This is a genomic window from Thauera sp. JM12B12, from assembly GCF_039614725.1.
In the GTDB taxonomy this organism is placed as follows: Bacteria; Pseudomonadota; Gammaproteobacteria; order Burkholderiales; family Rhodocyclaceae; genus Thauera.
Genome location: NZ_CP154859.1, coordinates 2,077,489 through 2,096,769 on the forward strand (window position 1 = coordinate 2,077,489; position 19,281 = coordinate 2,096,769).

General features: G+C 60.2%; 16 protein-coding genes. 14 read left to right on the forward strand and 2 right to left on the reverse strand.

All coding sequences use genetic code 11. From position 1 onward, the window contains the following. Window positions 1-128: 128 nt before the first annotated feature. Complete coding sequence (locus AAG895_RS09350; RefSeq protein WP_345795215.1) at window positions 129-392, reverse strand: helix-turn-helix domain-containing protein; 264 nt, start codon at window positions 390-392, stop codon at window positions 129-131. Between the two features lie 111 nt (window positions 393-503). Between AAG895_RS09350 and AAG895_RS09355 the strand changes: the two genes are divergently transcribed. Then, entirely contained in the window at window positions 504-1,145 is a 642-nt protein-coding gene (locus AAG895_RS09355) for a helix-turn-helix transcriptional regulator (protein ID WP_345795216.1), read from the forward strand. A 45-nt stretch (window positions 1,146-1,190) separates the two neighbouring features. Next, window positions 1,191-1,751: a hypothetical protein gene (locus AAG895_RS09360; protein ID WP_345795217.1), complete on the forward strand. Its 561-nt coding sequence runs from the start codon at window positions 1,191-1,193 to the stop codon at window positions 1,749-1,751. 11 nt (window positions 1,752-1,762) lie between these two features. Here the strand turns inward: AAG895_RS09360 and AAG895_RS09365 are convergent, their stop codons facing one another. Continuing rightward, the gene (locus AAG895_RS09365) at window positions 1,763-2,656 is read right to left on the reverse strand and encodes a DUF2726 domain-containing protein (protein WP_157748645.1); all 894 of its coding nucleotides are present in this window, start codon (window positions 2,654-2,656) and stop codon (window positions 1,763-1,765) included. A gap of 147 nt (window positions 2,657-2,803) precedes the next feature. Between AAG895_RS09365 and AAG895_RS09370 the strand changes: the two genes are divergently transcribed. The 12 genes from AAG895_RS09370 (at window position 2,804) to AAG895_RS09425 (ending at window position 19,279) form a co-directional block, all read left to right on the forward strand. Beyond that, complete coding sequence (locus AAG895_RS09370; RefSeq protein WP_096450995.1) at window positions 2,804-3,031, forward strand: helix-turn-helix transcriptional regulator; 228 nt, start codon at window positions 2,804-2,806, stop codon at window positions 3,029-3,031. A gap of 300 nt (window positions 3,032-3,331) precedes the next feature. After that, a complete protein-coding gene (locus tag AAG895_RS09375) occupies window positions 3,332-3,535 on the forward strand; it encodes a helix-turn-helix domain-containing protein (protein WP_345795218.1) in 204 nt (67 codons plus the stop codon). Then, entirely contained in the window at window positions 3,532-4,116 is a 585-nt protein-coding gene (locus AAG895_RS09380; protein WP_345795219.1) for a BrxE family protein, read from the forward strand. The genes AAG895_RS09375 and AAG895_RS09380 overlap by 4 nt, the downstream gene beginning before the upstream one ends. Continuing rightward, window positions 4,116-4,895: a BrxA family protein gene (locus AAG895_RS09385; RefSeq protein ID WP_198363194.1), complete on the forward strand. Its 780-nt coding sequence runs from the start codon at window positions 4,116-4,118 to the stop codon at window positions 4,893-4,895. Before AAG895_RS09380 ends, AAG895_RS09385 begins: the two co-directional genes overlap by 1 nt. After that, window positions 4,892-5,470, forward strand: a complete 579-nt coding sequence (locus tag AAG895_RS09390; RefSeq protein ID WP_345795220.1) for a BREX protein BrxB domain-containing protein — start codon at window positions 4,892-4,894, stop codon at window positions 5,468-5,470. The genes AAG895_RS09385 and AAG895_RS09390 overlap by 4 nt, the downstream gene beginning before the upstream one ends. 11 nt (window positions 5,471-5,481) lie before the next feature. After that, window positions 5,482-9,024, forward strand: coding sequence for a BREX system P-loop protein BrxC (gene brxC / locus AAG895_RS09395; protein ID WP_345795221.1), 3,543 nt, complete (start codon window positions 5,482-5,484; stop codon window positions 9,022-9,024). A 9-nt stretch (window positions 9,025-9,033) separates the two neighbouring features. Next, on the forward strand, window positions 9,034-10,980 hold the full coding sequence (locus tag AAG895_RS09400) for a DNA methyltransferase (RefSeq protein WP_345791761.1): 1,947 nt from the start codon (window positions 9,034-9,036) through the stop codon (window positions 10,978-10,980). Further along, complete coding sequence (locus tag AAG895_RS09405; protein ID WP_345791762.1) at window positions 10,977-11,396, forward strand: hypothetical protein; 420 nt, start codon at window positions 10,977-10,979, stop codon at window positions 11,394-11,396. Before AAG895_RS09400 ends, AAG895_RS09405 begins: the two co-directional genes overlap by 4 nt. Next, window positions 11,393-12,676 (forward strand): P-loop NTPase, encoded by a 1,284-nt coding sequence (locus AAG895_RS09410; protein WP_345791763.1) that lies wholly within the window; start codon window positions 11,393-11,395, stop codon window positions 12,674-12,676. The genes AAG895_RS09405 and AAG895_RS09410 overlap by 4 nt, the downstream gene beginning before the upstream one ends. Further along, window positions 12,673-14,253 (forward strand): hypothetical protein, encoded by a 1,581-nt coding sequence (locus AAG895_RS09415; RefSeq protein WP_345791764.1) that lies wholly within the window; start codon window positions 12,673-12,675, stop codon window positions 14,251-14,253. The genes AAG895_RS09410 and AAG895_RS09415 overlap by 4 nt, the downstream gene beginning before the upstream one ends. Beyond that, window positions 14,253-16,685 carry a hypothetical protein gene (locus AAG895_RS09420; RefSeq protein ID WP_345791765.1) on the forward strand — a complete coding sequence of 811 codons (2,433 nt, stop codon included), beginning with the start codon at window positions 14,253-14,255 and terminating at the stop codon, window positions 16,683-16,685. The genes AAG895_RS09415 and AAG895_RS09420 overlap by 1 nt, the downstream gene beginning before the upstream one ends. Then, entirely contained in the window at window positions 16,685-19,279 is a 2,595-nt protein-coding gene (locus AAG895_RS09425; protein WP_345791766.1) for a PglZ domain-containing protein, read from the forward strand. The genes AAG895_RS09420 and AAG895_RS09425 overlap by 1 nt, the downstream gene beginning before the upstream one ends. Window positions 19,280-19,281: the final 2 nt, after the last annotated feature.

Genomic DNA, 19,281 nt, shown 5'->3' on the forward strand with positions numbered 1-19,281 from the left:
GACAGGCCAGCCAGAGGAACCGCAAAATCTATGCGCAGATGTTGCATAGAAGTTCTGAAGGGGTCTGGAGTTGGCGCTCCGGGCCCTTTTGCTTTTCCTGGCCTCGAATCTGGTCGAGCGTCATTTCATCAGGGCACCTCCCCATCAGAATTGGTGTCGGCGAGCAGCATCCGCCGTGCAGGCACGCGTGGCTTGAAACGGTAGCGTTCCGGCCAGAGGTCCTCCACTCGCATCTCCAGCAGATCGGCGATATAGCTCGCTACGCCGTGGGCTGTGGCGCGGTTATGGATGACATTGCTGACGACCCCCTGACGAACCCCGAGCTCGCGCGCTATCTGGGCCTGGGTCTTCCCGAGACGTTTTAAGCGGTAAGAAATATCGAGGGCATCCATCGGGCAGGCCGTGACAGGCGATCCACTACCGGAGTAACCTATCACTAATAGTAAGCGCATATATACGCGATAGCGACAAATATACTCCTATTGAGAATGGCTGGGCAATACATGGCTGCACCTACTTCCGATGGCCTTGATGGTCTCGGCGCGCGACTGTCGCTCGCCATTCTTCACCTCGCAATCAGTCAGTCCGAGTTTGCGCGGCGGGTGGGTGCGTCGCCAGGCTTCGTGAGCGACGTCGTGCGTGGTGTGAAGAGACCGGGAGCCGAATTTCTCTTCGGCATCAAGCAGACGTTCGGGATCAGTAGCGACTGGTTGTTGTCGGGCGACGGCACGATGTTCGGAGGGGCTGGTATCAATTTGGATCTGCTGCGCGCCATCCGCCTGCAGGTTGCGGTGGCCCGGGCCGCGGTGGTGGATGACAACCCGACAGCCAAGGCTTTGCTGTTGTTGATCCGGGATGGGCGATTGGGGGAGGCAACTGCCGATCCCACATTGGGCGCCTTCCTAGATCAGCTTTGTGCTAACGGCGACGACTTCGAGTTGGTCACGGAGCTTTATAACGGCCACCTGTGGACATCCGACCCTGCTGCCCAGCAACGCAACCTTCTGGCTGCAGCCGTCGCGCACTTCGAAGCACGTAAACCAATGGACAAGATCGCCTCGCTAGCCAAGGCTTCTGGTGCCACTATCCAGATCAACATAGGCACCCACCAGCGCAATGCTGGCAGAGATCATCACGGGCGCTGACGAGTTACGGAGAGCGATGTTTAACCCCGGCATGGAGAATCCCGCATGAAGCCCGCACAAGACGCCCCAAAAATGCAACTCAACCTGGCGAAGCTCCAACGCAATGCGGGACGCGACTACAACGAGTACTTCATGCCACGGAACATCAGGATGGTGCTCGCGACGACCCCCGAAGAGGAGCTGGATGATATCGCCGAGAGCAACGGCAGAATGTTCCGCTACCGTTTTGGATTCGAGGCAACGCCACCTGTTCGCCAGCAGGTGATCGAACTGCGCGAGAAGTATGAACTGTCAGATGGCGACATTCGGTGGCTCAAGCGTGCTGGCCACCTCCGTATCTCGCGGACGGGTGTAACTATTGATCCCAGCCGTTTGATGCCGATAGCTGGCTGGATTCAGATCACTTTGTTCAGCATTCTCTGCGTCGGGATGATCTTCCAGGTAGCCTTTTCCGGAGCGCCAGAATGGAAGCAGGGGCTGGGGCAGACGCTTGTCGCGATACTTTGGCTTGCGGGTGCTTCGCTTCTTTTCAAGTGCCATATCGCTCCATGGAACACGTTGAAGCGATCAGGCGCGATCGAGTTCCGTCCTGCCCCCAGGGAGTAACGGCAAGGGCCCTATCCGAATGAGGTGGCCCTGCAAAACAGGCGTTGACCAAGATCCAGTCGCGGCACGACTTCGTCCGTCAGGATGGCGTACCACTCGTCGCTCGTAGCTGAATGTGGCGACTGGATGCGAAGCCGGAAGAATGGCATCCCGAGCAGGCGGAATATCGCGTCCTTCATCTCGTCGCGTAGGCGAATCTTGGGTTGATCGTGGTAGCTGCTGTCCAACTCGAACGCTGCGACTGGGCTGCCCTCATCCGGCAAGACAAGAAGGGCGTCGATACGGCAATGCTTACCGTACGACCACACCTTTTCTCCAAGCGGCTTGCGCAGACTCGAAAGCTCAGCGACCTGATCGAGAGGATAATTTGGAAGAGCCAGGAGTGCCGGAAAGCGCAACGACAGCGCCTTCAGAAAGGCACGCTCTTGTTCGCTGCGGAAAATCGACTTACGCATCCCCAAAGTCTCGGCTGCAGTACGAGGCGTAAACTCCATGAAGGTGCTCTGGACGAAGCGACGTACTTCGATAATTGGGCCTTTCAGGTTCTCGGTTCGCGCGCTGCGAACAGGCTCGCGGGGTTGTGCGCGAGAAAGACGGTTCTCGAGCAAGCGAAGACGTTCACCAAGCAACTTGAGGGCCTTGGACTGCAGGCGTGTCGCCAAATCGAGAACAACACTGCAGGGAACGAGTAGCGCCCCATCGAGTAGAAGTGCTTCATAGCCACTCAAGAGATGTTCTGGTGGCTCGGCCTCCTCCTCAAGAAGTAGGCAAAGTGCCTCACCCCCAAGCGCCTTGACGTAGTTGTCCCCGCTCGCAAGGGCAAGGAGGCTGGGAGTCTTGAAGGCAGACAGGAAGGCCTCATGCTCTCGCTTGTGCAGGTGATCGCGTAACTGCTTGATCGGCAATCCGCTGTATTTCGAGCCCACAGTCTGGTCACGTCTGATTGTCTGAAAACAGATAGTAGGGTTCGGCGCGCCGATTGTCACTCATAGCGCGTGGCCCCATAGGATCCTGGTACCTAGCATCGGCCGAAATCACTCATTCGGCCTCAAGTGGACTCCCACGACCCCAGAATTCTCTTCGGCCGGCATCTGGCCAGCCTGCGCAGGCAGCGTGGATGGTCCCAGGAGTCTCTCGCGCTGGAGAGCGGGCTGGCTCGGAGCTACCTCGGCGGAGTCGAGCGCGGCCAACGCAACATCGCTCTGGTGAACATCTGCAGGCTGGCTCAAGCTCTTGGGCTGCCGCCCTCAGAGTTGCTGAACTTCACCATTCCCGAATAGCCAGATCGAACCTTCGGGTGAGCCGAGTCAGTCTGCGGGCTGAGGTTGCACTGGGCCATGAACGGATTGGGTCCCGGGAAGACGTCCTCGCCCGCATCCGGTGACAGGCTCCCGTGTTCGAGTTCTTCGTCGGCCGCCGCTGCGAGCGCGGATCAGCCGTTACTTCTTCAAACCGACTTTCAACGATCTTCCCAGATTTCAGCAGCGCTTGAACGCCTGCGTTCGAGCGTGATAGGGTACCGTGGCGCGCCGCTTCGGCGCACGTGACTTCTGTCCGTTTCGCCCCGCTGGAGTCGGTCAATGCAAGAACAAGAGCCATGGGTCTCTGTGGATGACGTTGCTAGGCATCTCGGGATCGCCAAGGACACGGTCTATCGCTGGATCGAGTCGAAGTCCCTCCCTGCGCACCGCGTGGGTCGGCTGTGGAAATTCAAGATCTCGCAGGTCGATGCCTGGATTGAGGCAGGCGGAGCAGCAGAGCCTGACGACAAGGAGATCGAGTGAGTACGGCTAGCCACAACATCGACTTCGATCGCCTGCTTCGGCTGCGACTAGTCGTCGCGCGCTATGGCGAAATGGATGCGGCGCGTTGGTGGAACACGGGCGACTCCGCACGGCGCACCGCTCTGCTTGGGCGCGCGGGTTCCGTCCTGATGAGCCGCGGTTTTCCGCGAACGCATCGCTTTGCTCAGGCTCGGCTTGTTTTTGAAGTTGCGCGAGCGCGCTGTGCAGAGGTCTTTGACCCTCCGGGGTGCGTCACGCTCTGGAATCTACCGCCGGCGATCGAGGATCAGTTCGATGCCCGTTGGGCCCGATGGCTGGAGAACCGTGCGGACTGGGCGGGCTTCTTCGCGTCCATCGAGTCTGCACCGAACGAGCTGCTCGAGACCATCCAAGCGCTTGGCTTGGCAAGTGAGAACGAGCTCGAAGCCGTCTCGAAGTTGCGCAGATCTGCCGAGGGGCGAGCGGTGCCATTGCCCGGCGTTCATGTGGTGACCGATGCTCTGATTACCCAGCTTGCAGCCGGCTTCTCTCGCGGAGAACCGGGCAAACTGGCTGTGCCTTACGCACGGATGGATGACTGATGGGTGGCAGCCGCGCGTCAGTGGTCTCCTCGTTCACGATCATCAAGGGCTCCTTGATTGACGAGACCTACACGGTTTTCCGGGGCTGGGACTTCTCTCAGTCACCAGAGAAGAACCTCGATTTCGTGCGGCGGACGAACTCGGTGGGCGCAAAGAGTGCGAGTTGGCTTGTCGACATCTACAAGGTTCTGCATCGACGTTTCGACCCTGAGGGTCGGGATCGGATTCTGGTCGAGCTCGCTCAGCGCGGGTGCCCACTTGAGCTCTGGAAGCCACTGCTCCTCTGGCACATGACACGCGATGAATTTCTTCTTCGTGACTTTCTCGTTGAATGGCTCTACGAACGCTTCGCTCAAGGTGTCCTGCGTGTTCGAGCCGACGATCTGTGGCCGTATCTCCGTGGTCTCCACGAAAAGGGGCTCGTAGCAGAGCCTTGGAAGGAAAGCACGTTGAAGCGGGTGTCCTCAGAGCTGCTTCGCATCGCGGTCGATTTTGGCCTCATGCGCGGCACGGTGACGCGCGAGTTCGCCTCATACCGCCTTCCCGACGAGTCCTTTCTCTATCTACTTCACGCGATGATCGACTTGCAGCCAAATGCAAACCAGGTCGTGCACAGCACGGATTGGCGGATGTTTTTGATGGACGCCGGCGACGTCGAGCGTGAGCTGTTCCGTCTCCATCAGTTTCGCCGCGTTCACTACGAGGTCGCCGGTTCGCTTGCGCAGCTCAAGCTGCCATTCAACTCCGTTAGCGACTACGCACGGGAGATGGTTGCATGAGCGACTGGAAGCAACGCCTCACGAGGGACCTCGAACCGGTGCTACGCGAAATGGATCCGAGGGCGCGCATCAGCGCGTACCACAACATGCCCTACGCCATCTTCCATTACCCTCCGGAAGAGGAAATCCCGCTGCGAGCCGAGTTGGCCATGCTCACCACACGCTTGGAACAAATCGGCAAGCGTGTCACGACGATATCGTTGGCTGAATGCTTGGCGGATGCCCTCGCAGCCGAGGGGCTGACAACGGCGCGCATCGCAAATGCCGAGAAGCGCACCGGCACCGAGAAAATGACGGACACCATCCATAAGGTGATCAGTGAGCGTCGGCCTCTTGACGATCTGGTTGCGGCCCGGATGCCAAAGGAGGCGGACCCCCTCCGTGACGTCGTGTTCATCGTGCGTGCCGGCTCGCTATTTCCGTTTTACCGAACGTCCTCCTTGCTCGAACAGCTCAAGGGGAAGCTAGACGTGCCTGCAGTGCTTTTCTACCCGGGTGAGCTCGACGGGGTGGCTGGCCTGAAGTTCATGGGCGTGCTGGACGCAGACCATAACTACCGACCGAAGATCTTCTAGGAGTGCGATCAATGAGCAACACGCAAATCAAGGAGCTCTTTGCCGGCGACATCTACCGTCGCATTGAGGAAGTCATCAAGGTCGACCAGACCGATGAAGCCATCCTGCATGAAGAACTCGGCGAGTATGTACTGACGGACGCTATCCGTAGCCACTACAAGAACATCCTCCGCAGCTACTGGGAGACGCCCAACAAGCCCCACGAGGGCATCGCTATCTGGGTCTCTGGTTTCTTCGGGTCAGGTAAGTCAAGCTTCGCAAAAATGCTTGGGCTTGCACTCCAGAACCGCCAAGTGCTGGGTGAAGCAGCGTCCGAGATCTTCGCGGGTCGTTCTGGCGACACTGAGCTCACAGTGCTGTTGAAGCAGATCACGGAGCACATCCCCACCGATGCCGTCATTTTCGACGTATCGACCGACCGTGGTATCAAGAGTGGGAACCAGACGCTCACCGAAATCATGTACCGGCTCTTCCTCAAGAGCCTTGGCTACGCAGAAGATCTGGATCTTGCCGAGCTTGAGATCACGCTCGAGCAGAAGGGTGAACTGGAGCGGTACGAGACAACGTATCGGGAGATGTTCGAGCAGGATTGGAACGCCAACAAGGACCTGATCGCCTTTTCGCTCGGTGAGGCGAGCGCAGTCATGCATCAGCTTTTTCCGAACCGTTACCAGACTCAGGATTCCTGGGTCCAGGGTGTTCAGGATCGCGCTGACATCACCGCGGGCCGGCTGGCAGAACGCTGCAAGGATCTGATGGGGCGCCGCCGTCCGCAGCGGAACTTGATATTCGTTATCGACGAGGTCGGCCAGTTTGTCGCGCGTGACGTTCAGAAGATGCTCGATCTTCAGGCGGCTGTGCAGAGCTTGGGTCGGGTTGGTCGCGGCAAGATCTGGATCGTCGTTACCTCGCAGGAGAAGCTGACGGAGCTGGTCGGCGGCCTAGACGACAAACGGGTAGAACTCGCCCGCCTGATGGATCGGTTCCCACTACAGGTTCATCTCGAGCCTTCCGACATCTCCGAAGTCACGAGCAAACGCGTCCTTGCCAAGAACGCCGCGGCGCTCGACGTCTTGCGCGAGCTGTATAGCAGGCACAGTGGCCGTGTGGCGGCAAACACGCGCCTTACGGCGGACATTCAACTCCCGGAGCTCACTACCGAGCGTTTCCAGGACCTCTACCCGCTGCTTCCTTATCAGATCGACTTGATCATCCAGGTCGTCTCTGGGCTGCGCACGCAAGGTGGAGCGACCAAGCACGTAGGTGGTGCGAATCGCACCATCATCAAGCTTGCGCAGCAGCTACTGATCCATGAGGGCGTGAAGCTCGCCGAGCAACCGGTCGGTAAGCTGGCGACAATCGACCAGATCTACGTTCTTATCGCAAGCAACATCCCCAGCGAGATCCGCGGGAAGATTGCCGCGATTCAGACCGAGGTCCCACATCCGTTTGCCCAGCCCGTGGCGAAGGCGATCTGCCTGCTTCAGTACGTCAAGAGCATCCACCGCACGGCCGAGAACATTGCCTCTGCGTTGCATCCTGCGGTCGATGGCGACTCGGTGCTGCCCGAGGTCAAGGAGGCGCTGCGGCAACTCGTCGACGCACACAAGGTGCGTGTCACCGATGGCCAGTACCGAATCCCGACCCCCGCTGAAGACGACTGGGAGGTCACGCGCGCCAGTTTTCAACCCAAGCCCGGTGACGTCCACCGTATCCACGCAGACGCAGTCACAACCTTCTGGGAGCCCAGGCCGTCACATAACCTGCAGGATGCCCGCACCTTCAAGGGCGGGCTGACCTTCAATGGCAGGTCAGTCTTGGATGAGGACATCGCGTTTCACGTTGCGTTTGCCGAACGTGGGACCGAGCTTGAGCGGCAGGCTGGCGAAGCACGCGCCCGCTCCCAAGTGGAGCGCAAGGCGGTGTTCTGGGTCGCTGGCCTCGATGAACACATCGATCGAGAGACGGTTGAGGTTTTCCGATCGCGTGAGATCCTCGCGCGCAAGGAGCGTGCGGCAAAGACAAAGGACGAAACGTCGCTCGTAGCTGACGAGAAACTGCGTCTTCGAACACACGAGTCCGAGCTGCGCCGCCTGCTTCGCGAGGCCCTCCTTGGCGGCTCCGTCTTCTTCCAAGGCAACGACCGTAGTCCGAGCGATTCAGCGACCACAGTGAGCCAGGCTGCGAGCCGGGTGCTCGGTCAAGTGCTGCCGGACGTCTATGAGCGCTTTGGCGAAGGCGCCGCACGGGTCACGACGAAGGATCTCGACACCCTGATGACGAATGAGAACCTCAGGGGGCTCACGCCAGTCTTCGGGCAGTTGAACCTGGTGCGCGACGAGAAGGGCCAGACCGTCTTCAACACAGAAACCGGCGTGCTGAAGGAGGTGATGGACCGGATCGAGAACAAGACGAGTTACGGCGAAACGGCGACGGGTCGCTACCTGGCTGACGAGTTCGAGAAGGAACCTTTTGGCTGGAACCTCGACGTGGTTCGCCTCTTCGTTGTTGCACTGGTTCGCGCCGGCAAGGTCAAGGCGACAAGCAAGGGCACGACCATCGACTCTGCCCTCTCTGTCGAGGCGCGCAACACCTTTTCGAGCAACAACCTCTTCCGAGCATGTTCGTTCCAGAAGCGCGTCTCCGGCACCGACATCAACGACTGGCTCGAAGCTGAGGCTGCCTACCGAGAGGTGTTCGGCAAGCAGCTACCGGAGCTCCAGGCGAGCGTAATCGCCGATGCAATCCGTAGGGAGGTTGGCGAGGCTGAGGAGAAGCTTCATGAAGTCCACTCCACGTTGCTGAGCCATGCGCTACCCGGCGCCACCGTGCTCCAGGAAGCCATTGACCAGATGCGGGCCATCCGTGGGGGAAATGAGGATGATGCCATCCTCAGTTTCAACGGGGCGCACAAGGGTCTGAAGGAGGCTGTGAAGCGCGCGAGCGAGCTTTCTGCCGCGCTGACTGAACCGCGACTCCTCGACCTCAGGCGTGCGCGCCAAGCGCTCGATACTCACTGGGCCTTCCTGGATCAGGAAGCCGACCTGCCTGATGAGCTTCGGCCGAAGGCTCAGGTACTGGCAGACGTGATGGCGCGGGAAACCTTCTACCGCGATCTCGCGCAAATCGATCAGTTCGCAACGGCCATTGAGTCCGAGTACGCGGCTCGCTTCGAGGCAGCGGTTGTCGCGCGCACTGAGTGCTACCAGCAGGCGCTGGGGACACTGCACGGCAACCCCGCCTGGACCGAGCTGAACGAGGAGCAGCAGGCACGCGTCTCCGCTCCGATCGCAAGCCGAGCATCGGCAACCGTGCCCGCGTCGGCGACTATCCCATTCCTCCGTTCTGAGCTGAGCGCATGCCCGCAGCACCTGAAAACCGCACTTCAGCAGATGATGGAGCTCATCGAGGGCAATTGCCTCGTCACCATCAACGTGGGGGACTTCTTCTCCGGGCGTGTCGAGACTCCGGAACAACTCGAAGCGGCTATCGTCGCCCTTCGCCAGCGCATCGAGAAGTTGCTCGGCGAAGGCAAGAAGGTCTGGATTCAGTAGGAGCATCACGTGGAGAAGGAGACACGACAGAAACTGGAGCGCCTCACCCAGCAAGCACGACGGCTTCTCGAGGAGGAGTTTCGGGAGCAGTTGGAGGGGCGCTACGACATCCTGCTGGACGGGAGGATCCCGCTCGCCCCTGGGGCGCACCTGCCTCCTCGGGAGCGCGTGATCTGGGACAAGCTTGTGGCCGCCGTCGCTCACAAGCGCTCGCTGGGCATCACGTCTGCGGGTGCTGTCGCAGCCTACCTGCGCGAGGCAGCCTTCCATACGCTCAATCGCTTCGTCGCCTTGAAGATGCTCGAGGCGCGCAAACTTGTGCAGGAGTGCATCTCGCGGGGTGAAGACTCGGCCGGCTTCAAGGAGTACATCGCCCTCGCGCCCGGGCTCGTGACGCTGCCCGACAAGGGCTACCGGATTTACGTTGAAACGATTTTCGACGAGATCGCGCAGGAAGTGCGTGCGCTTTTCGATCGGCGTGACGCTGCGACCATTCTCTGGCCACGACGCCAGGCGCTGCACGATCTTCTGGCTGCCCTGAACGACCCCGAGATCGCTTCCGTATGGATTGAGGACGAAACCATCGGCTGGGTCTACCAGTACTTCAACGGGGAGGACGAGCGGCGCCAGATGCGTGCGGAAAGCCAGGCACCGCGCAATAGCCGCGAACTGGCCGTTCGCAATCAGTTCTTTACGCCACGGTACGTCGTACAGTTTCTAACTGACAACTCCCTTGGCCGAACCTGGTGCGAGATGCGTGGCGCCAATACGCAACTCACCCACCTCGACTACCTGGTGAAGTCCGAGGAGGGTTTCGAGGGACGCGCTTCGAAGGATCCACGCGACATGCGCGTGCTCGATCCCGCCTGCGGCTCCGGTCACTTCCTTCTTTACGCGTTTGACTTGCTTGCCGGCGATCCGACGCGCAGCTTCTTCGGCATCTACGAGGAAGCGTGGCGCACTGAGGGTGCACCCAAGTCCGAGGTCACCGGCCGGACGCTCCGCGAAGACTACGAGTCCGAGTCAGCCTTGCACCGCGCAGTGCCCGAACTGATTCTCCGTCACAACCTCTACGGCATCGATATCGACCCGCGCGCTGCGCAGATCGCAGCCCTCGCACTATGGATGCGCGCCCAGCGCGCATACAACGACCGCAAGGTCCAGGCCCAAGAGCGTCCGATCATTGGGCGAACGAATATCGTCGTCGCGGAGCCGATGCCGGGCGATCGAAGCATGGTGGCCGAGTTTGCCGCGACACTGCGACCGAACGTGCTCGGGGAGCTCTTCCAGCGCATGGTCGACGAGATGCAACTTGCGGGTGAGCTTGGCTCCTTGCTCAAGATTGACCGCGCCATCAGGAGCGCGGTCGCCAAGGCCCGTCAGCAATTTGTTCAGGCACAGCGTGCGCCACAGGACAGTCTCCCTGGCTTCGAGCGTCCTCCCAGTCATCAGTTGGAGTTCGATCTATCGGGCATCTCGGACGAGTCCTTCTTCGACTCGGCTGAGGAACGCATCATCGAGGCACTTCAGGAATACGTTGCTGGGGCGCCAACTGCAGTGGGTGTCCGGCGGCAACTCTTCGCCGATGATGCCGCGCAGGGCATCGCATTCATTGATTTGTGCCGCAAGCATTTCGACGTCGTGCTGATGAATCCACCTTTCGGTGCAGCGAGCCTGGCAGCGAAGAAGGAGTTCGAGTCGGCCTATCCGCGCACGAAGAACGACATTTACGCAGCCTTCGTGGAGCGCGGCATCGAACTGCTTCATCCCAATGGTTACCTCGGTGCCATCACCTCCCGAACCGGCTTCTTCCTCTCCAGCTTCCAAAAATGGCGGGAAGAGATTCTGCTGAAGGAGGCCCCACCCATCGTTTTTGCCGATCTCGGGCAAGGCGTCCTTGACAGTGCCATGGTTGAGGTCGCGGCCTACTGCCTTCGCAAGGAAGCAACTGAATGAGCACCAGCTTCTTGGACGCCTCCGATCGCCACTTCCATGACGCTGAATTGCTGCTCGCGCAAGCGCGTGGGGCGAACGCTGACCATCTATTTGGGCTCTCTGCAGAGTGCTCTCTCAAGGCAGTCATGCTTGCACTGGGCATGGCGGTGAGCCCGGACGGAGCACCGCAGGACAAGGGGCACAGGGTCCACATGCCCGAGCTCTGGGCGGCTTTTCAGAGTTTTGCTGAGGGTGGCCTTGCGTCGCGATACCTTGAGCCGCTGGAAAAGTCGAATCCCTTTGCCGACTGGTCGATCGATCAACGCTACTGGGCCCGCGATGCGATTACGGCATCCGCCATTCCGAGCCACAGGGCTGCAGCAAATCAATGCCGCCTGAGCTTGGAGAAGCTAATCCTTGACGGGGTGACTGCATGAACTTCAACGACGCCCTCGAGAAGGCAACGCAGCTCGCGCAAGCACGACTCCCGGACCTCAAGGAACACGTATTTCTTGTCCGCGACCTGCATGGCCGCATTCGGGTTTTGCTGAAGAAGCGGCGAGACGATAAGTCACCGTTCTATCCACACATTCAAGGTCTCATTACTGATATTGCCCAAGCACTGGGGGCCTACGCATACCCGGCGAACGATTTGGTCATGTACCGTGAGGACCTCAAGTCGATCCAGTTGCCGGACGATCAGGCATCTGCTGTGCTGGCCGAAAACGCAGGTCACAAGGTTTGTCTTCACGACCGACTGCTGATGGGGGCAGAGTGGAGTGCGTCTCCCCCCCTGGGGACCCCTCGCAGCAAGCGCTTCACACTGTTCTCTATGAAGGGGGGCGTGGGGCGCTCGACGACGGCCACGATCCTTGCTTGGCATCTTGCCAAGAAGGGGAAGCGAGTCCTTGTCTTCGATCTGGACCTTGAATCACCGGGCGTCGGCGCCGCGCTTCTCGGTGCCGACCTACCTCGCTTTGGCATTGTGGACTGGTTTGTCGAGGATGCGCTTGGTCAGGGCGATGCTGTGCTCGGCGAGATGGTTCGGCAGAGCACATTGGCTAATGGTCCAGGCACGATCACTGTTGTGCCGGCCTTTGGCTCTGACACCGGGGATTACCTCGCGAAGCTGGGGCGGGCTTACCTCGAGCGCGGGCCAAACGGTCACGAGCCTTGGCCGAGCCGTCTCAAGCGGTTGGTTGAGGGCATCGAAGGACAGGAGATGCCTGACGTCGTGCTCCTCGATAGCCGCACCGGGCTGCACGATACGAGCGCAGCCTTGATTCTCGCGATGGGCGCCGACACGCTGATGTTTGCCGTGGATACGCCGCAGACATGGAGCGCTTATGGGTTCCTATTCAAACATTGGGCAATCCATCCAGACCGCCGCGCGTTTCGCGAGAAGCTCTGGGTGGTTGGGGCGCAGGTACCCGACACCGGCCGGGACGACTACATCAACGCCTTATCGGACAACGCGTGGGATCTTTTCCGCGACACCCTCTACGACGAGCAAGGTGACGGACTCGACCCCGACATCTTTTACTCGCCTGCGGATGATCCATCCGGACGGCACTACCCAAGGACCGTCTTCTGGCAGCGTGCCCTCATGGCCTTTGATCCGCAGAAAGCGTGGGCCGAGAACGATGTGGCGGCGGCCTACGGGGGATTTCTGGCGTGGTTTGATCGCGTCCTGCTAGAGGAAGAGGAGGCGCCGTGAACACCCGCATGCGCACAACAGATCTCCGCGAGCTGATTCGCGATGCCCTTCCGGTAGAAAGCGCCGAGTACGGAGCGCCTCCGCCAAGGCATCAATTCTTCGTGCCAAAAACGCACGCACGGGCGCTCCACATCAATATTCCTGTGGTGCTAGGCGATCGCGGTATGGGCAAGAGCTACTGGTGGGCGGCGCTTCAATCCCGCGAGCACCGTGGCCTTTTGGCGCGTCTAGCGCCTGATGTCCGAATCCGAGAGGAAACACTCGTTTTCCCGGGCTTCGGTAAGACGCGCGATTCCACCCAGTACCCGAGCAAAGACACGTTGACGCCTCTTATTGATGCAGGTCAGAAGTCGCGCCTTATCTGGAAGGCGGTTGTCGTTTGGAGCGCAGGACGTTTCGCAGAACAGCACGGGTTCGGTCGAGATGTGGCTGAGGGGGGCGGAGTGGGATTCGCGGATGGTCGTCAGATTCCACTCGTCAACCTGGTCCTTCCCGGCATCGACGCTTGGGAAGAGCGAGTTGCTTGGACCGTGGCAAACCCCGAGGCGGCTGATCGCCTGCTGGAGCAATTCGACGCGACCCTGCATGCCATCGATCGTGACTGTATCTGGGTCTTTGACGCCCTGGACTATGCTGCGGACGACGCTGCCAACTTTTACGTCCTGGTGGAAGGCCTCTGCCAGTTCGCACTCGAGCTTCGATCTTTTAGGCACTTACGTGCCAAAGTCTTCCTGCGCACGGATCAGTTTGAAGACCCTAGAGTGGGCCGATTCCCCGACGCATCTAAGCTGCGGGCATCGACGGCATCGCTACGCTGGCTAACAACGGAGCTCTACGGGCTACTTTGGCAGTTGCTCGGCAACCATCCTCTGCATGGCGCAGAGTACCGTCAGGATCTGTACACCACGCTGTTTGAGCAAAAGCTCAAGGGTCGGGGCCTGGGCCGGGTAGAGTTAAAGGAGATCCTGAAGCTATCGCAAGCCGCAAACTGGACACTTCCTCCTGAATCGCAGTTCGAACCTGCGATTCAGGAGCGACTGTTTCACCGGCTCACCGGGCCCTTCATGGGCGAAAGTGCACGTAGGGGGTTCCCATATCGCTGGCTGCCGATACACCTTGCCGACGCTCGTAACGACATCAGCCCGCGCTCTTTTCTTTCGGCGTTGGCGACGGCAGTGTCACACACGGCAGACCAGCATGCCGATCACGAGTACGCCATTCACTTCCGTAGCCTTCATGCGGGTGTCCAAAGAGCGTCTGACATCCGGCTTGAAGAGATCCGTGAGGAGCATCCTTGGGTCGGGCAACTAATGGCCGCGCTCGCGGGGCATGTGGCCGTGCCGTTCGAGTTCGCCGAGGCAGCTAAGCGATGGGACGACGTAGGAGCGCTCGCTGCTCCCGAAGTCTTCGCAGCTGAGATCGACTCAACCGATAGCGCTCGAAAGCGCCTTGTGGAACTTGGGATCTGGCGCGAGATGACAACCGGCCGGATCGATGTGCCGGACATCTACCGTCTTGGCTTTAGACTCGCACGCCGCGGGGGCGTGCCGCTCAAACGCGATGGGGAGGCGCGCTGATGAAGACGGTGTTCATTCGTGCCATTGAGGCGCCCGTTTCGGAAAAGGCTTCACTTTTGCGCGAGGCCATTCGTGGTGCGAGCCCAGCTCGATTCGAGGCGTCCATCACGACCTTTGGCCAAATCCCTCGCGCCCCGTTTGCGTACTGGGTAAGCGAACGAGTACGACATCTCTTTAGCGACCTGGCCTCGTTTGCTTCAAGCGGGAGAACCGTCAAACAAGGCCTCGCAACTGCCGACGATTTCCGGTTTCTACGCCTTTGGTCCGAAGTTGATCCTCGTGGTGCGTCGGAGCGATGGTTTGCTTTCGCGAAAGGGGGAAGGCTGTCTCCGTTCTACGCGGATTTGTATTTGGTCGTGAACTGGGCGCGTAATGGCTTAGAAATCCAGAATAATCTTAACGAACGGGGTGGAGTTCGCTCGAATGTTTGGATGCTCCGAGATACTGCCACAAACTATTTTCTTCGGCGGGGGCTAACTTATCCAGCCAGACCACACAGTGCAGGTTGGTTTGCTGCGGTGCCAGCCGGATGCCTTTTCGGCCACAACGGCCCAATGGCGTTCGTTGAGCGTGGCTGCGAGTTGGCTTGGCTCGCGCTGCTCAACTCAAGGGTCTTTCACTTTCTCGTCCAGTTAATGATGTCCAGAGGGCACGCCGGATCTGGTCAGACTCTAACGTATGAAGTCGGAATGATCGCAGCTACGCCGATCCCACTTTTGAATCCCGGAGCAGCAAACGAGCTCGCGGAACGCGCCCTGCGAAGCTGGTCCCTGAAGCGGCGGCTTGATACTAGCAACGAGACTTCTCACGCTTTTCTTCTTCCAGCTCTGCTCCAGGTACACGCCGATCGGCTAACGGCTCGTGCGCAGGCCTGGGAAGCGGTTACGGCAACCACGCAAGCGGAGTTGGAGAGGCTCGCGGCAGAGATCGACGACCATGCCTACCGCCTCTACGAACTCTCGGCAGAAGACCGGAAGCGTATCGAGGAAGGATTCGGGGTAAGTACCGAGAACGTAAGGGCAGAGCAGGAGGAAGGTGATGCCAATGATTCCGACGAGGAGATCGTCGAGCTCGACGCGCTACCAATGCTAATTTCGCTGCTCTCATGGTCGGTAGGCGTGGCGCTTGGTCGGTTCGACGTATGCCTAGCGACAGGAGAGCGTGCCGCCCCTCCCGAACCCGAGCCGTTCGACCCTCTGCCCGCCTGCGCCCCCGGGATGCTCACTGGCGTCGACGGCTTTCCCCTCAGAGTACATCCGGAAGGCTACCCGCTGAGTTTCCCAATAGACGGATTTCTTGTTGACGACCCTGGGCACCCGCGTGATCTCGTCGACGCCGTTCGGGCGGTTTTCGAGGCGGTGTTCGACGACGCCAACGCCCGATGGCACGAGGCCGCCGAGCTGCTCGGTGTCGCGGACCTGCGCACTTGGTATGCCACTCAGTTCTTTGAGCTGCACATCAAGCGCTACAGCAAGAGTCGCCGCAAAGCGCCCATCTACTGGCAACTCGCAACTGCGTCGGGTTCTTACTCCGTGTGGATCTATATCCACCGAGCAACCAGCGACACACTTTTCAGACTTCTCGAAGCCGACGTTCTTGGCGGTAAGCTTGATCACGAGAAGTCGAAGCTCGACAGCCTCACTCAGGAGGCGGGAGCGAACCCCTCGGCAGCTGCGCGGCGCGAGATCGAGCTACAGGAGATCTTTGTCGGTGAACTCAGTGCGCTTAGAACTGAGATCGCGCGAGTTGCGCCGCTCTGGAAGCCGAACCTCGACGATGGGGTCATCCTCAACTTCGCACCACTCTGGCGGTTAGTTCCTCAGAGCAGGAGTTGGCAGGCCGAATGCAAGAAGGCTTGGGACAAGCTCGTCAGTGGCGAGTACGACTGGGCGCACCTCGCCATGCACTTGTGGCCGGAAAGAGTGGTCCTCAAGTGCATCGACGACCGCAGCCTTGCAATTGCCCACGGTCTAGAAGAAGTGTTCTGGCATGAGGACGCGTCCGGCACCTGGCAAAAGCAGCAAGTCGATGAGACTACGGTTCAGAAACTCATCGACGAGCGGACCTCTGCGACGGTCAAGGCTGCGCTGAAGGACCTGCTGTCTGCCGCGACACCGGCAGTGAGTAAGGGTCGGAAGCCGAAGGCCAAAAGCTCGTCGCCGCAAAGCGCGGCGCCGAAGTCTGTTCCGACCGCCGCTCGTGCTCCGACTGCGGAGGCGATCGTTGATGAGGCGACCCTCAACGCGGTCAAGGCTGCCATCGCCCGCGTTGCCGGAGGCGCCTCAAAAGCCGACGTCCTCACCGCCACCGGTCTATCCGATACGGACTGGAACAAAGCAGTCGCCGTCTTGCTCGACCGAGGCGATGTCATTCGCAGCGGACAGAAGCGGGGCACGCGCTACCACGTGGGCACGCACGGGGAGGACAGATAGTGCACGGTCTCCATCAACAGATCGCGTCGACGCTCGACCGGCTCCTTCGAGAGCGCAGGATCGTCGTGTTTTACGACCTGCGCGAGGAGTTCCAACTCTTTTTCGAGGAACCTGAGGTCGTGGGTGCTGGCGTGGGCGATCTCCCACGTGTCCGCATCCTTGATACGTTGGCCTGTTTGGCCCGCTTTGACGGTTCGTTCTTTGCCCTAAAGGCCGCGGTCGAGCCTATCCTCGCTGCGCCATTCCCTGAGCCTCTCCTGGTGTACGTTCCCGGCTATGCCAAACAGAAGCTGGGCAAGCTGCGGGCGCCGGCTGGCCCGAATACCGCGCAGGGTAAAGAGGTTTGGAATGTGCTCTTCGAGCTCGACTGCGCCGGCAGGTCTTACGAGCCCAGCCTGCGGGCGCTCGCACGGAACGAACTGCGGCGGCGATACACCGATGGCGATATTGACGAGATGCTTGCGCCGACATCGCTGACCTATCAGGACGTCGTGAGATTCTTGGTCGACCAGAGCAGCACTGAGGGCGGATCCGCATCCCTGGTTAAGCTCGTCCTCGGTAAAGGGTCGAGTGAGGAGCTGATCTGTCGTTGGCTCGCCGATGATGCTTGGGACGCTGATCTCGAGGCAAAGCAGGCCGTACCGGAATTGCACAGGCTTGTACAGGCCCGCCTTGGCCTCCCGTTATCCGATGCCAGCCTTGTCAAGGCTCGGCACCAGACCCTGCGCTACGTACTTATCAATGAGTTCCGCGCTGATCTTGCGAGCGAGGCGCCTAGTCAGCTGAATGTGATCCCGACGCCGCCGACGAAGGACGAGGTGCAACGGGTTCGTGATGTTGCCGAACGCCTTCGCCACGAGTATCCGGATGCTTACACGGAGATCGCTGATGGACTCGAACGCGAGCTCAGCCTCCCTGCGCTAGCGATCGATGCTGATGCACTCGGAACGGTCGACACCTTCCGCTTCGAGGAAACGATTTTGCTCGAACATGCGGCGAAGCTGATTGGGGACGCACATTACGAGCGCGCCCTTGACTTGGTGCTAGCCCGCCGACGCAGTTTTTGGGTGGATCGCAGTCTCGGCAGACTCGGACAGTGGGAAACATGCCGCTTGATGGCCGAGCTGGGGCGGGCGGTTGCCACTACTCGTCCGCTGCTCAAGAAGGGCAACGGTACCCCGAAAAGCTGGGTCGAAGGCTATGCGAGTGAGTGGTATCGGGCCGACCTCGCCCAGCGTGCGCTTGAGTCCTGGGTAGCGAAGCTCGAGGACGAGCCTGAGCCTTCGCTCGAAAGAGCACTTGGGCTGGTTCGTCGTAACCATGAGGCGCTGCTGAAGGAGATGACCCAGGGTTACACGGCTGCGCTGGCCGCAGCCGGGTGGTCAGTTAATGGGGTTCTCCACCAGACCCGCATCTATCCGGAGCTCGTTGAGCCGATACGCGGCCGGATCGCCTACTTCTTTGTCGACGCGATGCGCTTCGAGATGGCGGCCGACCTGGTCGAGCAGCTCGAAGGGGCTCAGGAGCTCCGCCTTGTGCCTGCTGTGGGGGCGCTCCCCTCGATCACACCGATCGGCATGGCAGCGCTGCTGCCAGGCGCATCGTCGAGCTTTTCGGTGATCGATCACAAAGGAAAGCTGGCTGCCCGGATTGGTGACACGACCATGCCGGGGCTCTCGGAACGGATGAAGTATCTCAAAGCCGTTCGCCCCGAAGCCGTCGACATCGACCTTGGCGAGCTCCTGCAGAAGTCGACGCGATCGCTAGAGAAGCAACTCGCTGATGCGCCGTTGACCATCGTTCGATCGCAGTCGATTGATGGTCTTGGTGAGATGGACGGTGGCCTGCTTGCCCGACAGATCATGGACACGATCATCGGCAATCTCGCCCGAGCCGTTCGAAAGCTCGCCCGCACTGGCGTCGAGCATTTTGTCATCACCGCAGACCATGGCCATCAGTTCTCGATCCGCAAGGAAGAGGACATGCTGATGGATAAGCCAGGGGGCGATACGGTGGACCAGCACCGGCGATGCTGGGCCGGCCGCGGTGCGCACACCCCCGCAGCCGCGACCCGTGTGTCTGGTGCGGAGCTCGGTTACGACACTGATCTCGACTTCATCTTCCCTAAAGGGCTTGCTGTGTTCCGGGCCGGTGGCGATCTGGCGTTCCATCATGGCGGCCCGAGCCTTCAGGAAATGATTGTGCCGGTGGTCACGCTGCGGATGCCGTCGGCGGGGGCGCCGGAGGCAGCGTCCGGCTCAAAAGTTGCGCTCGAGGGCTACCCCAGTGTGCTCACCAACCGTACGTTCGGTATGCGCGTGCTGGTGGCTGCAGAGCTCTTCTCTCAAGAGCAAGTGCCCGTTCGTCTCATTCTTCTGGCGGATGGGCTCGAAGTTGGCCGCTGTGGCATGGCATTGGATGCTGAGCTCGACCGAGCGTCTGGCGTCTTGATGCTGCAGCCCGGTAAGCCAGCAAATGTGGCGATGATGCTCACCCGGGATGAGGTCAACAAGATCCGCATCGTCGCGCAGGACCCCGCCACCGACGCGGTTCTCGCCCAATCTGCTGACATCGATGTGAAGCTGGGAATGTGACC